This is a genomic window from uncultured Serinicoccus sp. (assembly GCF_947500995.1).
Taxonomy (GTDB): Bacteria; Actinomycetota; Actinomycetes; order Actinomycetales; family Dermatophilaceae; genus Ornithinicoccus.
Genome location: NZ_CANMUA010000001.1, coordinates 378,219 through 394,562 on the forward strand (window position 1 = coordinate 378,219; position 16,344 = coordinate 394,562).

The following is a 16,344-nucleotide window of genomic DNA, read 5'->3' on the forward strand; positions in this document are numbered from 1 at the left end:
AGGACGAGCGCGCAGATGACGCCGCACCTCCTGCAGGTCCGGCCTCTGGAGCCTATACCGAGCGCAGTAGGTTCGCGCAAGGGTGCGCGGTGTTCGTCGCCTGATGTTCACCAGGACGACGAAGCAGCAGGTCAGGCCGGATGTGCGGCTGGTCCGGCCACCTGGTGCAGGATCTGTCCCTCGTCCCGGTATGCCGTCAGCTGAGACGTCAGGTAACTTCCCATCCGCGGCAGCGAGGCGGGCGAGGCTCCCCCGACGTGCGGCACGACGAGCACCCCGGGGGTGGAGAGGGCGGGGTGCCCGTCCGGGAGCGGCTCGGGGTCGGTGACGTCCAGGGCGGCCCGCAACCGGCCGGCCGCGCACTCGGCGAGCAGGGCGTCGTTGTCGACGACCGGTCCGCGCGCGACGTTGACGACGAGCGCCTGGTCGGGCAGCGCGGCGAGCTCCGCGGCGCCCAGCAGCCCGCGGGTGCCCTCGGTGAGCGGCAGGGTGAGCACGACGGCGTCGGCCCGCGGCAGCAGCTCGGGCAGGCGGTCGACGCCGTGCACCCGCTCCACCAGGCCGTCCCCGGGGCGGTCCGCGCTGGCCACGGCGAGGACGTCGCACTCGCAGGCCAGCAGCCGCCGGGTCAGTGCCGTGCCGATGCCCCCGTAGCCCACCACCAGGACCGTGGAGTCGGCCAGCGAGCGCCACGGGCCGGGGACCGATCGGTCCCACACCCCGTCCGCCTGGCGCAGCACGTGGTGCGGCAGGTTCCGCTGCGCCGCCAGGAGCAGCGTCAGGGCCAGCTCGCTGGTGGCGGTGTCGTGCACGCCGACGGCGTTGGCCAGCCGCACCCCGTCCGGCAGGAAGGGCAGGGCGTGCTCGTAGCCCGCCGAGGCCAGGACCACCGCCCGCAGCCCCGGCACCTCCCCCATCCGGCGCAGCCACGGCCCGGCGATCATCGACAGCGCCAGGAGGTCCACGTCCCGACCCCCGCCGGGCAGGGCGTCGCCGTCGGTGTGGTCGTACGCCAGCACCTCGACCCCCTCGACCGGCCCGAGGTGCACCAGCAGCTCCTCGGGGACGGCCGCGACGGGCGCGCGGCGGGGCGCGGCCCCCTCAGGGGTGGACGACGGCATACCGGCGATCAGCCCTGCACGCCGAGCGTCTCCAGGATGAGCTCACGCGCGCGGCCGGCGTCGGCCTGGCCACGCATCTTCTTCATCACCTGGCCGATGAGGGCACCGACGGCCTGCACCTTGCCGCCGCGGATCTTCTCCACGACGTCGGGGTTCTCGGCGATGACCTCCTCGACCGCGCCCTGCAGGGCGCCGTCGTCCTGGACCAGCTCGAGGCTCCGGGCGTCGGCGACCTCGGTGGGGGTGCCCTCGCCGGCGAGCACGCCCTCCAGCGTCTGTCGGGCCATCGAGTCGTTGAGCCTTCCGCCGGTGACGAGGGAGTCCAGCTCGGCGACGTGGGCGGGGGTGACCCCGAGATCGAGCAGGTCGACCGCGCCCCCGTCCTCTCCCGCGGTCTTGGCCCGGCGGGCCAGCTCGCCCATCCACCACTTGCGGGCCGCGGCCGGCGAGGCCCCGGCCGCCACGGTCGTCTCGATGACCTCCACCGCGCCGGCGTTGACGACGTCGCGCATCTCCAGGTCGGAGTAGCCCCACTCCTCCTGCAGCCGACGGCGTCGCTCGGCGGGGTTCTCCGGCAGCGTGGCCCGCAGCCGCTCGACGTCCTCCCGGGTGGGGGCGACCGGCACGAGGTCGGGCTCGGGGAAGTAGCGGTAGTCGTCGGCGTCCGACTTGGGACGGCCCGAGGTGGTGACCCCGGTGTCCTCGTGCCAGTGCCGGGTCTCCTGCACGATGGACTCCCCCGCGTCGAGGACGGCGGCGTGCCGGGTCATCTCGTAGCGCACCGCCCGCTCGACCGAGCGCAGGCTGTTGACGTTCTTGGTCTCGGTGCGGGTGCCGAAGCGCTCGACGCCGGTCGGCATGAGCGAGACGTTGGCGTCGCAGCGCAGCGACCCCTGCTCCATCTTGACGTCCGAGACGTCGAGCGCCCGCAGCAGGTCGCGCAGCGCCGCGACGTAGGCCCGGGCCACCTCGGGTGCCCGCTCGCCGGCACCGGTGAGCGGCTTGGTGACGATCTCGATGAGGGGTATGCCGGCGCGGTTGTAGTCCACCAGGCTGTGGCTGGCCCCGTGGATCCGCCCGGTGGCGCCGCCGACGTGGGTCGACTTGCCGGTGTCCTCCTCCATGTGGGCCCGCTCGATCTCGACGCGGTAGGTGAAGGGTTCCTCGTCGACGCCCTCCCGGGGCGGCACCTCGACGTCCAGCCAGCCGTCGACGGCGATCGGCTCGTCGTACTGGCTCGTCTGGAAGTTCTTCGGCATGTCCGGGTAGAAGTAGTTCTTCCGGGCGAACCGGCACCAGTCCGCGATCCCGCAGTTCAGCGCGAGGCCGATGCGGATGGCCGACTCGACCGCCGTGCGGTTGACCACCGGCAGCGCCCCGGGCAGCCCGAGGCAGACCGGGCAGGTCTGGGTGTTGGGCTCGGCGCCGAAGCCGGTGGCGCAGCCACAGAACATCTTGGTGGCGGTGCCCAGCTCGACGTGCACCTCCAGCCCCAGCACCGGCTCGTAGCGGGTCAGCAGGTCGTCGTAGGCGACGGTCCGCTCGGGACCGGCCGTGGTCCGGGTGCTCATGCCCTCACCTCGATCTCGGGAGCCTGCTCGATGACGTAGCCGCCCTGCCGCTCGCGCAGCCGGGCCTCCAGGGCCGCGCCCACGGCATACAGGCGCTGGTCCTGCATCGCGGGGGCGAGGACCTGCAGCCCCGTGGGCAGACCGTCCTCGTCTGCGGTGCCGGACGGCACCGACATGCCGGGGACCCCGGCGAGGTTGGCCGGGATGGTGGCGATGTCGTTGAGGTACATCGCCATCGGGTCCTCGGTCTTGTCGCCGATGCGGAACGCGGTGGTCGGCGAGGTCGGGCTGACGAGCACGTCGACCTGGTCGAAGGCGGCCTCGAAGTCGCGGGCGATGAGGGTGCGGACCTTCTGCGCCTGGCCGTAGTAGGCGTCGTAGTAGCCGCTGGAGAGCGCGTAGGTGCCCAGGATGATCCGGCGCTTGACCTCGTCGCCGAAGCCCGCGTCCCGGGAGGCGCCCATGACCTGCTCGGCGCTCGGGCTGCCGTCCGGGGTGACCCGCAGGCCGTAGCGCATCGCGTCGTAGCGGGCCAGGTTGCTGCTCGCCTCGGAGGGCAGGATGAGGTAGTAGGCCGCCATCGCGTAGGCGAAGTGCGGGCAGGAGACCTCGGTGATCTCCGCGCCCAGGTCGCGCAGCGCGTCCAGCGCCTCCTCGAACCGGGCCTGCACGCCGGGCTGGAAACCCTGGTCGGAGCCGCTGATCTCGCGGACGACCCCGACGCGCAGCCCGGCGAGGTCGGTGGTCCCGGCTGCGCCCACGACGTCCGGCACCGGGGCGTCGACCGAGGTGGAGTCCATCGGGTCGTGCCCGGCGATGACCTCGTGCAGCAGCGCCGCGTCGGCGACGGTGCGCGCGCAGGGGCCGATCTGGTCCAGGCTGGAGGCGAGCGCGATGATGCCGTAGCGGCTCACCGCGCCGTAGGTCGGCTTGGTGCCGACGGTGCCGGTGACCGCGGCCGGCTGCCGGATCGACCCGCCGGTGTCGGAGCCGATGGCCAGCGGCGCGAGGTATGCCGCGACCGCCGCGCTGCTGCCGCCGCCGGACCCGCCGGGGATCCGGTCGAGGTCCCACGGGTTGCGGGTCGGCCCGAAGGCGGAGTGCTCGGTGGAGGAGCCCATGGCGAACTCGTCCATGTTGGTCTTGCCGAGGATGGGCATGCGGGCGTCCCGCAGCCGGGTGACGATCGTCGCGTCGTAGGGCGGGACGAAGTCCTCGAGCATGCGGCTGCCCGCGGTCGTCGTCAGCCCCTGCGTGCAGGCGATGTCCTTGACCGCGACCGGCACCCCGGCCAGGCGGGGCAGCTCCTCGCCGGCGGCCCGGGCGGCGTCGACCTCGCGGGCCGTCGCCAGGGCGCCCTCGGCGTCGACGAGGAGGAAGGCGTGCACGGTGGGGTCGAGCCGCTCGATCCGGTCCAGGTGGGCCTGCGTGAGCTCGACCGAGGTGAGGGTTCCGGCGGCGAGGCGGTCGGCCATCTCCACCGCGGTGAGCCGGGTGAGGTCGGCGTCGGCCGCCCCCGCGGCGGACGCGGCCTGGGTGGTGTGGTCGCTCATGTCACTCCTCGTCCAGGATGCGCGGCACCGCGAAGCGGTCGTCCTGGGCCTGCGGGGCGTTGGCCAGGGCCTGCTGCACGGTCAGGCTCTCCCGCACCTCGTCGGGGCGGGTGACGTTGGCCAGCGGCATGGGGTGGGACATGGGCGGCACGTCGGCCGAGGCGACCTCACCGACCTGGCCGACCCAGTCGACGATCTGGTCGAGCTGGGCGGCGAGCCGGTCGAGCTCGGCGTCCTCGAGCTGGATCCGGGCCAGCATGGCGACGTGCGCGACGTCCTCGCGCGAGAGGTGGGACATGGGCCCAGTCTAGGTCGCGCGCGTCGCCGTCCAGGGCATGGTGGTGCCCTGGTGCGATCACGACGAATTCGCGGGCGCCACCCCGGCGTGGACCGGTAGCGTCGCCGGGTGAGCACCGACCTGACCCACACCCCGGACGCGGAGGACTTCCGTGCCCTGGCGCGCAGCGCGCCGTGGCGCTTCGTCACGCTGCACTGGACCCACCGCGCCCACGACGGCGGGACGGCGGCTGGGCGCGAGCCGGCGCAGGCCTGGCTGGACCGGGCCGAGCCGCGGCTCACGGTGCGACAGGGGCGGGACGTCTTCACCGACACCGAGGTTCCCTACGGCGGCTCGACGCAGGTCACGCCCGCACGGGACGATGGCGTGTCCTTCCGCGCGGACGGGCTCGTCTCGGCACGGCCGCAGGGGTGGGCGTGGGACCACTCCGACCCCTTGTGGGGCGACTACCGCTGGACCGCCATGCTCGACCCGGTCGAGCTCGCCGACGGCGTGCGTCTCGACGAGGACGACGGCCTGGACGTGCGGGTGGAGGGCGTCGAGGTCACCGAGGTCACCCAGGTGGAGCTGCGGGGGCGCCGGACCTGGCAGGCGGTGTGCCGCCCGACCGTCGGCGCCTACGACCCCCGGTGCGGATGCTGCCCGCTGCTGGACAGCGTGGCCAGCCGGCTGCTGGAGTACGGCCCCGACGACCCCACCCTGGCGACCGGGCGGGAGAGCCTGCCGACGGCATACCTCGTCAGCCTCGACGTGCGCACCGGGATCGTCGTCGACGTCTCACCGCAGGACGGCGACGGGGCGGGCAGCAGCTTCGGCAACGAGATCCACGCCGTGGACGAGCCGCTCAGGCCGCCAGCGGCTCGCGCACCAGCCGGCCGATGAGCTCGGCCACCTGTCCGCGCACGTCGTCCGCGAGGTCACCGCTCTCGAGGGCTGCCGGGGCCGAGGCCAGACCGACCGTCTGCTCGAGCGGCCGCGCGCCCGCGACCTGCAGCACCCGCACCGCGTCCTCGCGCGCCCACTGTGCGGCCTTCGGCGAGGCGGAGGCACCGAGCACGGCCACCGGCTTGCCGGCCAGGGCGGCCGCCCCGCGGGGCCGGGAGGCCCAGTCGATGGCGTTCTTGAGCACGCCGGGCAGCGAGCCGTTGAACTCCGGCGTCGCCACCACGAGCGCGTCGGCGGCGGTGACCTGGTCCCGGAACGCGCGCACGGCCTCCGGAGGGCTGTCCGTGTCGAGGTCCTGGTCGTAGTGCGGCAGCGAGGGCAGCAGCGTGCTGATGTCGCCGTCGACGCCCTCGGGCAGCGCGTCGAGCGCGGCCTGGGCCAGGCGACGGTTGGTCGAGTCGGGCCGCAGGCTGCCGACGAGGACGAGCACGGTGGGACGGTCGGTGGCAGTAGTCACGTGATGCGTCAACCATCAGCGCCGTGCCGGTATTCCCCGCTCGGTCCCGTGGGACCCGGCACCGTGCCCGATCGGCACGGGACGCTCATCCGCGGGCGAGCCGCTCCTTGACCGTGCCCGGCTTCGGGTTGGTGTGGGGTATGCCGTCCATCACCACGGTGGGGACGGTCTCGTTGCCGTCGTTGACGCTGCGGACGAAGGCGGCACCCTCCTCGTCCTCCCAGATGTTGACCCAGGTGGCCCGGTCCTTCAGCCCGCCCAGCCGCGCCTTGAGCATGGCGCAGAAGCCGCACCCCGGACGCCAGTAGATGACGACGTCCCCGCGCGGGTCGTCCTGCGCCATGTCCTCGACCTCCTGCTGCGTCGTCCCGCCTCGGCGGCCACGCCAGGGGGAGGTCCACCAGGCGATGCCGAGCGCCAGCACACCGTAGCCGACCGCCCACGCCGCACGCCCGTCGAGGACGAGGTCCACGACGACCAGACCCAGGACGACGACGAGCGCTCCCCACAGCCACGGTGACCTCATACCCCCATGGTGGTGCGGGAGCGCGGCTCCCGCCTCCGCCATCCGGGGGAGATCGTGCGAGGGGGCCTACGCTGGTGCGGTGACCGCTCGTCCGCAGGAGGGATACCTGGACCGTCGCTCGCCCCGCGGGCGGACGATGCTGGCGGCCGTCACCCTCGGGTCCGGCGTCGCGATCCTCGACGGCTCCATCGTCAACGTGGCCCTGCGGACCATCGGGGAGGACCTCGGCGCCACGCTCCCGCAGCTGCAGTGGATCGTCGGCGGCTACCTGCTGTCGCTGGCCTCGCTCGTGCTCGTCGCCGGGGCGCTGGGCGACCGGCTGGGTCGACGACGCGTCTACCTCGTCGGCATGGCGTGGTTCCTCCTCGCCTCGGCGCTGTGCGCGCTCGCGCAGGACCCGGCCCAGCTCATCGCGGCCCGCCTGGTGCAGGGCGTGGGCGCGGCGCTGCTCACCCCCGGTGCGCTCGCGCTCATCCAGGCGAGCTACGCCCCCGGCGACCGGGCCCCGGCCATCGGCACCTGGGCGGGCGTCTCCGGCATCGCGGCGGCGGTCGGTCCGCTCGTCGGCGGCGCCATCGTCGACACCACCAGCTGGCGGTGGATCTTCGCCATCAACATCCCGCTGTGCATCATCGTCATCGCGCTGGCCGCCTGGTCGGCGCCGGAGAGCAAGGACGTGGAGTCGACCGGGAGGTTCGACCTCGTGGGCTCCGCGCTCGTCGTCATCGGGCTGGCGGCCTCGACCTGGGCGCTCACGACCGCCGCCGAGGCACCGAGGGCGGCGCTCGTGCTCGCCTGGGTGGTGACCGCCCTGGCGGCGGCCGGCTTCCTCTGGTGGAGCCGGCGCGCGGCGCACCCGCTCGTGCCGCTGCACCTCTTCGGCTCCCGCGTCTTCTCCGCCGCCAACGCCATGACCCTGCTGGTCTACGGCGCCCTCGGCGTGGTCATGCTCTTCGTCGTCATCCAGCTGCAGGTGACCGCGGGCTGGTCGGCGACCGCCTCCGGGCTGGCCGGGCTGCCGGTCACCGTCGCGCTGCTGCTGCTCTCCACCCGGGCCGCCGCGCTCGCCGACCGCATCGGGCCACGGGTGCCCATGACGGTGGGGCCGCTGGTGTGTGCCGTGGGCACCCTGCTCATGGTCGGGATCGGCCGGGACACCGGCTGGGGCGGGGTGCTGCCGGGCATGGTGGTCTTCGCCCTCGGGCTGGCGCTGCTGGTCTCCCCGCTCACCGCCGCGGTGCTCGCCGCCGTCGCCGACCGCTACGCCGGCCTCGCCAGCGGCATCAACAACGCCGTCGCCCGCACGGGGTCGCTGCTCGCGGTGGCCGCGCTCCCGGCGCTGGTGGGTCTGTCGGGCACCGACTACGCCGACCCGGTGGCCTTCACCGGCGGCTACCGCTGGGCGATGCTCATCTGCACCGCGCTGCTCGCCGGCGGCGGCGTCATCAGCTGGTTCGGGCTCCGGCCGGGGCCCGCGCGGGACCGAGCCGGCGTGGCCTCACCGCCCCTCGACTGAGCCGACCGCGGGACCGCCGCCCCGGCGGCAGACCCACGGTCACCTGCAGCCCGGAGCACGGTGCGGCCCGCCGGTCAGGCCTCCCCGGTGGCCAGCAGCCGCACGAACCCCTCCTCGTCGAGCACGGGCACGCCCAGCTCCTCGGCCTTGGCCGCCTTGGACCCGGCGTTGGCCCCGACGACGACGAAGTCGGTCTTCTTGCTCACCGAGCCGGAGGCCTTGCCGCCACGGCTGATGATCGCCTCCTTGGACTCGTCGCGCGAGAACCCCTCGAGCGAGCCGGTGACGACGACCGTCCGGCCCTCCAGGGTCCGCTCGATCGACGCGTCGCGCTCGTCGGCCATCCGCACCCCGTCGGCGGCCCACTGCTCCACGACCTCCCCGTGCCAGTCGACCTCGAACCATGCCACCACCGACTCCGCGATGATCTGACCCACGCCCTCGGTGGCCGCGAGCTCCTCGACGGACGCCGACCGGATCGCCTCCATCGACCCGAACTCGGTCGCCAGCGCCCGGGCGGCCGTCGGGCCGACGTGCCGGATCGACAGGGCGACGAGCACCCGCCACAGCGGCTGGTCCTTGGCCCCGCGCAGGTGGGTCAGCAGGCGCTCCCCGTTGGCCGACAGCACGCGGCCGTCCACGACGCCCTCCGGCGGGTCCGACTTCTTGGCCGTCCGGGTGAACAGCGGCACCTGAGCGAGGCGCTCGCGGTCGGCCCGCTCCTCCTCGGGCGTGGGCGGCTGCGCCGCCGTGCCGTGGGCGAGCCCGAACAGCCCCGCCTCGTTGCGGATCACCCCGGCGTCCAGCAGCGCGGTGACCCCCTCGTAGCCGAGCGCCTCGATGTCGAAGGCGCCCCGGCCGGCCAGGCTGAAGAGGCGCTCGCGCAGCTGGGCGGGGCACTCCTTGCTGTTGGGGCAGCGGATGTCCTTGTCGCCCTCCTTCTGGGCGGCCAGCTCGGTGCCGCAGGACGGGCAGTGCGTCGGCATGACGAACTCCCGCTCCTCCCCGGTGCGCAGGTCGGCCACCGGCCCCAGGATCTCGGGGATGACGTCGCCGGCCTTGCGCAGCACCACGGTGTCGCCGATGAGCACACCCTTGCGCCGGACCTCGTGCTGGTTGTGCAGGGTGGCCCGCTCGACGGTCGACCCGGCGACGAGCACCGGCTCCATCAACCCGTAGGGCGTGACGCGCCCCGTGCGACCGACGTCGACCCTGATGTCGAGCAGCCTCGTCGTGACCTCCTCGGGGGGGTACTTGTAGGCGATGGCCCACCGCGGGGCCCTCGAGGTCGCCCCGAGCTGGCGCTGCACGGCCACCTCGTCGACCTTGACGACCACCCCGTCGAGCTCGTGCTCGACGTCGTGCCGGTGCTCGCCGTAGTAGCGGACGATCTCGTGCACCTCGGTCCGGGAGGAGACGACCCGGGCGCGCGGGCTGACGGGCATCCCCCAGGCGCCGAGCACGGCATACGCCTGCGACTGGCGGGTGATGTCGAAGCCGGTGCGCGCACCGATCCCGTGCACGAGCATGCGCAGGGGGCGGCTGGCCGAGACCCGGGGGTCCTTCTGCCGCAGCGACCCGGCCGCCGAGTTGCGCGGGTTGGCGAAGGGCGCCTTGCCCGCCTCGACGAGGGAGGCGTTGAGCTCGGTGAAGCCCTCGAGCGGGAAGAAGACCTCGCCGCGGATCTCCACCAGAGCCGGTATCGGGACGTCCTCCCCCTCCGGCTGCTCGGTCGGCGGCGTCAGCCGGTGCGGGACCCCCTCGATGGTGCGGACGTTGAGGGTGACGTCCTCGCCGGTCCGGCCGTCGCCGCGGGTGAGGGCCTGGGTGAGCAGGCCGTCCTCGTAGAGCAGGTTGACCGCGAGCCCGTCGATCTTGAGCTCGCACAGGTAGTGCACCTCGGCGCCCCCGGCCTCCCGCTCGACCCGGTCGAACCACTCGTCCAGCTCCTCCGGCGAGAAGGCGTTGTCGAGGCTGAGCATCCGCTCGCGGTGGTCGACCGCGGTGAACTCGGTGGAGAAGGTGCCGCCCACCTGCTGGGTGGGACTCTCCGGGGTCCGCAGCGTGGGGTAGGCCTCCTCCAGCTCCTCCAGCTCGCGCAGCAGCCCGTCGAACTCGCCGTCGCTGACGGTGGGCGCGTCGCGGACGTAGTAGGCGAACTGGTGGCCCCGGATCTGCTCGGCCAGCTCGCCCGCCCGGCGACGGACGTCCTGCGGGGGCTCGGGCTGCTCGGCGGGGCCGTCGGGACGCGTCGAGGGGCTGGTGTCGGTCACGTGCTCATTGTGCTGCACGCCACCGACACCAGCCCCTCGTGCTGGACGGTCAGCCCCGGCTCAGCGGGTGGCCTTGAAGTAGGCCGTCGACTCCTTCTTCCACAGGAAGAACAGGACGACCGCCGCGATGACGGCGGAGACCGCGTTGAGCAGCATGACGAACGTCCCGCCGCCGGCACCCGGGATCATGCTGCTGCCGAGCAGCCCGACCAGGAAGCTGATGACGTTGAGGACACCCAGGACCGTCGCGACGATGCGCGCCCATCCCTTGCCCTTGCCGCAGAAGCGACCGATGAGGAACCAGAGCAGCGCGGCGATGAGACCGGAGACCAGGGCGCTGGCGGGCGCGGCGGCCACCTGCTGGTCGATCACGTCCTGCGACAGGGACGTCCCCATGGCGTCCGAGGCCTGGGTCAGCCGGTCACGGATGCTCTCCTCGCTCTCGAAGAAACCGACGAGCCCGGTGACGAGGGAGACCACACCCCCGGCGTACATGAGCTTCTCCGCCAGGCCCACCGGCTGCGGCTTCGTGACCGCCCCCGGGGCACCGTCGTGCGCGGCGTGGGTGTCGTAGCTCGGCGCCGCCTGGTAGCCGCCCCCGTGCTGGGGTGCGCCCGCGTCGCTCTGCGGCTGGTCGGCCTCGTGCTGCGGTGCGTTCGGATCGTGGTGCGGGTCCTCGTGACCCGGGTTCTGTGACATGTCTCCCCTTCCATGGGCGTGCTGGACGCACGCGTGACGCGGACACCCTAGCGGGGCTGGAGTGACTTATGCGACAGCCGCCTCGGCGAGCCTGAGCGCCGCCTGGGAGAGGGCCCGGGTGGTCTTCAGCGCCCCGGCCGGGCTGGCGGACGCCAGCCCGCAGGCCGGGGTCAGGCCGACGTCGGCGAGCGCGGCGGCGGGGAGTCCGGCCTCGTGCCAGCGCCGCAGCAGCGGCTCCAGCGGGTCGGTGGCTCCCGCCTCGACCCCCGCCCAGAGCCGGCGGCCGTCCTCGACGGCCGCGGCGACCTGCTCGAAGCGTGCGCGACCGACCTGCGCGAGGTCCAGCGCGAGGAACCCCGCGCCCGACTCGGCCAGCACGCCCACCGGCGGGTCGGCGGCGCAGGTGTGGACCCCGCATACCTGTGCGCCGGGCTGGTCGAGCACCTGCCGCAGCGCGGTCACCGCCTCTCCCCGTTCGGGCGTGCGCAGGACGCGGTAGCCCGACTCGGAGCGGATCCTCCCCAGGAGCACGGCGGTGAGCGACGGCTCGTCGACCTGCAGGATCAGCTCGGCGCCCGGGACCAGGCGCTGCACCCGGTCCAGGTAGGCCGCCACCCCCTCGGCGAGCGAGACCACGACGTCGCGGGTCGCGCCGGCGTCGTCCAGCACGCGGTCCCCCAGCGGTCGCCAGAGCGAGGCCGCCAGGGTCCAGGGACCGGCGACCTGCACCTTGAGCGGCCCCGCGTAGCCGTCCATGGCCTCGGCGAGCTCGTCGAGGTCCTGGGCCAGCAGCGAGGCGGCGCGCTCGGCGTCCCGACCCGGTCGGTCCACCAGGCGCCAGCCCTGCGGCTGCAGGTCCACCGGCAGGTCGACGAGCAGGTGCGCCGCGCGGCCCACCAGGTCGGCCCCCGGCCCCCGGGCGGGCAGCTCGGGCAGGTACGGGACGGCCCGCACCCCCTCGGGCGCGCCGCCGGCGAGCTCGCCACCGACCACGCGCAGCGCCTCGCGCACGTCGGTGCCGGGCCAGGATCCGATGCCGGTGACGTCGACCACGCCGCTCACTGTAGGCGGTGGCGCCGGGCGGCAGGGACGGTGCGTGGTTCAGGCCCGCCCGGTGGAGGCGATGGTGGCCGACCCGACCACGCGCGTGCCGTCGTAGAGCACGACCGACTGGCCGGGAGCGACCCCCCGGACCCGCTCGGCCAGGCGCACCGTCACCCGCTCCGGTATGCCGTCGCTGCCGCCGTCCGCGTGCACCTCCACCCGGGCCGGGTACTCCCGGCCGTGCGCCCGGATCTGGGCCCCCAGGTCCACCTCGCCGACCGGCGCCGGGCCGCACCAGCGCAGGTGGTCACCCTCGACGACGTCGACCCCGAGCAGCTCCTCCGGGCCCACCACGACGGTGTTGGAGCGGGTGTCGGTGGACACGACGTAGCGGGGCCGGCCGTCGGCGGCGGGGACCTTCAGCCCCAGCCCGCGGCGCTGCCCGACGGTGTAGCCATGGGCTCCGCCGTGCTCGCCGACGACCTCGCCGTCGCTGTCGACGATCGGGCCGGGGGCCGTCCCGAGGCGCGTCGCGAGGTAGCCGCGGGTGTCGCCGTCGGCGATGAAGCAGATGTCGTGGCTGTCCGGCTTCTTCGCGACCGAGAAGCCCCGCTCGCGCGCTTCCTCACGGATCTGCGGCTTGGTGGTGTCGCCGAGGGGGAAGAAGCTGCGGGCGAGCTGATCGGCGTCGAGCACCCCGAGCACGTAGGACTGGTCCTTGGCCGGGTCGACCGCCCGGTGCAGCTCGCGCCGCACCCCGCCGGGCGCCCCGGCGTCGGTGACCTCCTCGACCTGCGCGTAGTGGCCGGTGGCGACCGCGTCGAAGCCGAGCGCGAGCGCCTTGTCCAGCAGCGCGGCAAACTTGATCTTCTCGTTGCAGCGCAGGCACGGGTTGGGGGTGCGGCCGGCGGCGTACTCGGCGGCGAAGTCCTCGACGACGTCCTCCCGGAACCGCTGCGCCATGTCCCAGACGTAGAACGGGATGCCGAGCCGGTCGGCGACCCGGCGGGCGTCACCGGCGTCCTCGAGGGTGCAGCAGCCGCGGGCCGACTCCCGCAGGGTGGCCGCCGACTGGGCCAGCGCCAGGTGCACCCCGACCACCTCGTGGCCGGCGTCGAGCATCCGGGCGGCGGCGACCGCCGAGTCGACCCCGCCGCTCATCGCGGCGACGACGCGCATCAGGCGCTCCTGCGCGTCCGCGAGCCCGAGGCCGCGGCATGGGCGCGCTGGGCGCGCTCGAGGGCCGGCGGCAGCGCGGCGAGGACGGCGTCGACGTCGGCGCGGCTGGAGCCGTGGCCGAGGGTGAGCCGCAGCACGCCGGCCGCCTCGTCCTCGGGCACCCCCATGGCGAGCAGCACGTGGCTCGGTCGGGGCACCCCGGCCTGGCACGCCGAGCCGGTCGAGCAGGCGACCCCCGCCGCGTCCAGCAGGTAGAGCAGCGAGTCCCCCTCGCAGTCCGCGACCCGCAGGTGGACGTTGCCGGCGAGGCGGCTGGTCGTGTCGCCGGGGCTCCAGGGCCCCGAGACGGTGATGCCCGGGTCGAGCGCGAGCGCGCCGGTCACGAGGGCGTCGCGCAGCTCCCCGAGGTGTGCCGCGTGCTCGGCCTGGTGCTGCGCGGCGTGGGTGACCGCGACCGCGAGGCCGGCGATCGCCGGGGTGTCGAGGGTGCCGGAGCGCAGGCCGCGCTCCTGTCCCCCGCCGTGGGTGAGCGGCACGGGGGCCTGGTCGCGGCCGGCGGTGAGCACCCCCACCCCGAGCGGCCCGCCGACCTTGTGGCCGGTGACCACGCCCAGGTCGACCTGGGAGAGGTCCAGCGGGACCTGGCCGAGGGCCTGAACGGCGTCGGAGTGGAACGGGATGCCGTGCTCCCGGGCCACCGCGGCGAGCGCGGGGACGGGCGCCACCGTGCCCACCTCGTTGTTGGCCCACATGACGCTGACGAGGGCCACCGTGGCGGGCCCGCCGTCCGCCGCCAGCGCGGCGGCCAGCGCGTCCGGCGTGACGAGGCCGTCCCCGTCCGGCTCCACCCAGGTCACCCGCGCGCCCTCGCGGGCCACGAGGTGCTCGACGGGGTCGAGGACGGCGTGGTGCTCGGTCCCGGCGACGACGAGCCGGTCGCGCGCCGGGTCGACGGAGCGGCGAGCGGCATACGTCCCCTTGACCGCGAGGTTGTCGGCCTCGGTGCCGCCGGAGGTGAAGACGACCTCCGAGGGCCGCACCCCGAGGGCCTCGGCGACCTGCTCCCGCGACTCCTCGACGACGCGGCGCGCGCGGCGACCAGGGTCGTGCAGCGAGCTGGCGTTGCCGGTCTGCCGCATCTCGCGGGCGACCACCTCGACCACCTCGTCCAGGACGGGCGTCGTGGCGGCGTGGTCGAGGTAGACGCGGGCAGGTGCGGGCACAGACATGACGGGACCCAGTCTACGAGCGGCCCCACAGCGCTCGGGCACCGCGGACCACCGGCGGCCGGGGGCTCAGCCCTTGTTCTGCTGCACCTTGTCGGCCGCCTGCGGCAGGATCGTGAAGAGGTCGCCGACCACGCCGAAGTCGACGAGCTCGAAGATGGGCGCCTCGGCGTCCTTGTTGACCGCGACGATCGTCTTGGAGGTCTGCATGCCGGCGCGGTGCTGGATCGCGCCGGAGATGCCGGCCGCGACGTAGAGCTGCGGGCTCACCGAGACACCGGTCTGGCCGACCTGATGGGAGTGCGGGTACCACCCGGCGTCCACGGCCGCGCGCGAGGCGCCCACGGCCGCACCGAGCGCGTCGGCGAAGGCCTCGACCGGGCCGAAGTCGCCGCCCGTGCCGCGCCCGCCCGACACCACGATGGCGGCCTCGGTGAGCGAGGGGCGGCCGGACTTCTCCTTGGCCGTGCGCGAGGTCACCCGCGCCGCCCGGGCGACGTCGGAGACCTCGGTGGTCACGGTCTCCTCGGTCGGGCTGGCCGCCGACTCCTCGGCGGGGATGCTGTTGGGCTTGACGGTGATGATGGGGGTGCCGGTGCCCACCTGCGCGGCGACGGTGTAGCTGCCGGCGAAGACGGACTTGGTCACGCGCAGGCCGGCGTCGCCAGTCGCGACGTCGACGGCGTCGGTGATGAGGCCCGACCCGGTCTTGATCGCCAGCCGGCCGGCGACCTCCTTGGCGTCGTTGGTGGAGGCGACGAGGACAGCGGCGGGCGAGGTGCGCGCGACCAGGTCGGCCAGCAGCTCGGCCACGGGGGCGACGAGGTGGTCGGTGTAGACCGCGTCGTCCGCGACGTAGACCTTCGCCGCGCCGTAGCGGGCCAGCGTCTCCTTCGCCGCGGCATACCCCTGACCGACGAAGACGGCCGACGGCTCGCCGAGGCGGCGCGCCACGGTGAGCATCTCGGCGGTGGTCTTGCGGACGTCACCGTCGACGTGGTCGACCAGGACGAGGACTTCACTCATGTCTGCAGGCTCCTTGGTATGTCGTGTCGGCCGGGTCAGGCGAGCCGGCGCGCGGCCAGGAAGTCGGCGAGCGCCTCGCCACCCTGGCCCTCGTCGGTGACGACCTCGCCGGCCTCGCGCGGCGGGCGGGCCTGCGTCTCCTCGACGCGCGCCCAGGCCGCGTCCAGGCCGACCTGGGAGGGGTCGACGCCGAGGTCGGCCAGGCTCCAGGTCTGCACGGGCTTCTTCTTGGCCGCCATGATCCCCTTGAACGAGGGGTAGCGCGGCTCGTTGATCTGGTCGGTCACCGACACGACGGCCGGCAGGTCGGCCTCGACGGTCTCGGAGAAGGACTCGTTGTCGCGGCGGATGCGCACGTGGCCGCCCTCGACGGTGAGCTCGGAGGCGAAGGTCACCTGGGGCAGGCCGAGCCGCTCGGCGAGCATGGCCGGCACGACCGACATCACCCCGTCGGTGGAGGCCAGCCCGGTGAGGACGAGGTCGACCTCACCGCACTTCTTCACCGCCTCGGCCAGCACGAGCGAGGTCGCCACGGCATCGGAGCCGGCGATGGCCTCGTCCAGCACGTGGACCCCCTGGTGGGCCCCCATCTGCAGGCTCTTCTTGATCGCGGTCGCGGCGTCCTCGGGGCCCATGGTGAGCACCGTCACCTCGCCCTCGCCCGCCTCGACGATCTTCAGCGCCTCCTCGACGGCATACTCGTCCAGCTCGGAGAGCAGGCCGTCCACCCCCTCGCGGTCGGTGGTGCGGTCGGACTCGAAACCGCGCTCGCCCTGGGCGTCCGGCACGTACTTCACACAGACGACGATGTTCACTGCTCACGTCCTCGTGGTTGTGGGTGGGTCGTTGGCCCCATCTTGACACTTGACGCTCGCGTCAAGCCAACCGGGAGGGTATGCCGTCGGCCCAG

At 74.1% G+C, this 16,344-nt stretch carries 15 protein-coding genes; 2 read left to right on the forward strand and 13 right to left on the reverse strand.

The features are described 5' to 3' along the window. Positions 1-131: 131 nt before the first annotated feature. From Q0967_RS01635 to gatC, 4 genes are read right to left on the reverse strand one after another with little or no spacing between them, the layout of a single operon-like run. Positions 132-1,121 (reverse strand): NAD(P)-dependent oxidoreductase, encoded by a 990-nt coding sequence (locus tag Q0967_RS01635; protein WP_298747169.1) that lies wholly within the window; start codon positions 1,119-1,121, stop codon positions 132-134. 8 nt (positions 1,122-1,129) lie between these two features. Continuing rightward, complete coding sequence (gatB, locus tag Q0967_RS01640; RefSeq protein ID WP_298747167.1) at positions 1,130-2,692, reverse strand: Asp-tRNA(Asn)/Glu-tRNA(Gln) amidotransferase subunit GatB; 1,563 nt, start codon at positions 2,690-2,692, stop codon at positions 1,130-1,132. Then, complete coding sequence (gene gatA, locus Q0967_RS01645) at positions 2,689-4,245, reverse strand: Asp-tRNA(Asn)/Glu-tRNA(Gln) amidotransferase subunit GatA (protein ID WP_298747165.1); 1,557 nt, start codon at positions 4,243-4,245, stop codon at positions 2,689-2,691. The genes gatB and gatA overlap by 4 nt, the downstream gene beginning before the upstream one ends. Position 4,246: 1 nt before the next feature. Beyond that, a complete protein-coding gene (gene gatC, locus Q0967_RS01650) occupies positions 4,247-4,543 on the reverse strand; it encodes an Asp-tRNA(Asn)/Glu-tRNA(Gln) amidotransferase subunit GatC (RefSeq protein WP_298747162.1) in 297 nt (98 codons plus the stop codon). Between the two features lie 108 nt (positions 4,544-4,651). Between gatC and Q0967_RS01655 the strand changes: the two genes are divergently transcribed. Continuing rightward, complete coding sequence (locus Q0967_RS01655) at positions 4,652-5,425, forward strand: hypothetical protein (protein WP_298747158.1); 774 nt, start codon at positions 4,652-4,654, stop codon at positions 5,423-5,425. On the opposite strand, the gene Q0967_RS01660 is transcribed toward Q0967_RS01655, so the two are convergent. Next, positions 5,388-5,945, reverse strand: a complete 558-nt coding sequence (locus Q0967_RS01660) for an NADPH-dependent FMN reductase (protein WP_298747155.1) — start codon at positions 5,943-5,945, stop codon at positions 5,388-5,390. The genes Q0967_RS01655 and Q0967_RS01660 overlap by 38 nt on opposite strands. 85 nt (positions 5,946-6,030) lie before the next feature. Next, complete coding sequence (locus Q0967_RS17385) at positions 6,031-6,471, reverse strand: glutaredoxin domain-containing protein (protein ID WP_363321973.1); 441 nt, start codon at positions 6,469-6,471, stop codon at positions 6,031-6,033. Between the two features lie 79 nt (positions 6,472-6,550). Here Q0967_RS17385 and Q0967_RS01670 point away from each other — a divergent pair, with 79 nt between their 5' ends. Continuing rightward, positions 6,551-7,987, forward strand: a complete 1,437-nt coding sequence (locus Q0967_RS01670) for an MFS transporter (protein WP_298747152.1) — start codon at positions 6,551-6,553, stop codon at positions 7,985-7,987. 74 nt (positions 7,988-8,061) lie between these two features. On the opposite strand, the gene ligA is transcribed toward Q0967_RS01670, so the two are convergent. The 7 genes from ligA to Q0967_RS01705 form a co-directional block, all read right to left on the reverse strand. Continuing rightward, a complete protein-coding gene (gene ligA / locus Q0967_RS01675; RefSeq protein WP_298747147.1) occupies positions 8,062-10,260 on the reverse strand; it encodes an NAD-dependent DNA ligase LigA in 2,199 nt (732 codons plus the stop codon). A gap of 60 nt (positions 10,261-10,320) precedes the next feature. After that, positions 10,321-10,959, reverse strand: coding sequence for a hypothetical protein (locus Q0967_RS01680; protein ID WP_298747144.1), 639 nt, complete (start codon positions 10,957-10,959; stop codon positions 10,321-10,323). A 66-nt stretch (positions 10,960-11,025) separates the two neighbouring features. After that, entirely contained in the window at positions 11,026-12,012 is a 987-nt protein-coding gene (locus Q0967_RS01685; protein ID WP_298747141.1) for a methionine synthase, read from the reverse strand. A 48-nt stretch (positions 12,013-12,060) separates the two neighbouring features. Continuing rightward, on the reverse strand, positions 12,061-13,182 hold the full coding sequence (mnmA, locus tag Q0967_RS01690; protein ID WP_298747139.1) for a tRNA 2-thiouridine(34) synthase MnmA: 1,122 nt from the start codon (positions 13,180-13,182) through the stop codon (positions 12,061-12,063). After that, positions 13,182-14,411, reverse strand: coding sequence for a cysteine desulfurase family protein (locus Q0967_RS01695; RefSeq protein ID WP_298747136.1), 1,230 nt, complete (start codon positions 14,409-14,411; stop codon positions 13,182-13,184). The genes mnmA and Q0967_RS01695 overlap by 1 nt, the downstream gene beginning before the upstream one ends. A gap of 66 nt (positions 14,412-14,477) precedes the next feature. Then, on the reverse strand, positions 14,478-15,434 hold the full coding sequence (locus tag Q0967_RS01700; protein WP_299448890.1) for an electron transfer flavoprotein subunit alpha/FixB family protein: 957 nt from the start codon (positions 15,432-15,434) through the stop codon (positions 14,478-14,480). A 35-nt stretch (positions 15,435-15,469) separates the two neighbouring features. Next, entirely contained in the window at positions 15,470-16,249 is a 780-nt protein-coding gene (locus tag Q0967_RS01705) for an electron transfer flavoprotein subunit beta/FixA family protein (RefSeq protein ID WP_299448892.1), read from the reverse strand. Positions 16,250-16,344 lie beyond the last annotated feature (95 nt).

Excerpts from the sequence above, each read along its gene's own strand:
- gatB (WP_298747167.1), bottom strand. The coding sequence starts at position 2,692 with ATGAGCACCCGGACCACGGCCGGTCCCGAGCGGACCGTCGCCTACGAC.
- gatC (WP_298747162.1), bottom strand. The coding sequence starts at position 4,543 with ATGTCCCACCTCTCGCGCGAGGACGTCGCGCACGTCGCCATGCTGGCC.
- Q0967_RS01695 (WP_298747136.1), bottom strand. The coding sequence starts at position 14,411 with ATGTCTGTGCCCGCACCTGCCCGCGTCTACCTCGACCACGCCGCCACG.
- Q0967_RS01680 (WP_298747144.1), bottom strand. The coding sequence starts at position 10,959 with ATGTCACAGAACCCGGGTCACGAGGACCCGCACCACGATCCGAACGCA.
- Q0967_RS17385 (WP_363321973.1), bottom strand. The coding sequence starts at position 6,471 with ATGAGGTCACCGTGGCTGTGGGGAGCGCTCGTCGTCGTCCTGGGTCTG.
- Q0967_RS01700 (WP_299448890.1), bottom strand. The coding sequence starts at position 15,434 with ATGAGTGAAGTCCTCGTCCTGGTCGACCACGTCGACGGTGACGTCCGC.
- gatA (WP_298747165.1), bottom strand. The coding sequence starts at position 4,245 with ATGAGCGACCACACCACCCAGGCCGCGTCCGCCGCGGGGGCGGCCGAC.
- Q0967_RS01635 (WP_298747169.1), bottom strand. The coding sequence starts at position 1,121 with ATGCCGTCGTCCACCCCTGAGGGGGCCGCGCCCCGCCGCGCGCCCGTC.
- mnmA (WP_298747139.1), bottom strand. The coding sequence starts at position 13,182 with ATGCGCGTCGTCGCCGCGATGAGCGGCGGGGTCGACTCGGCGGTCGCC.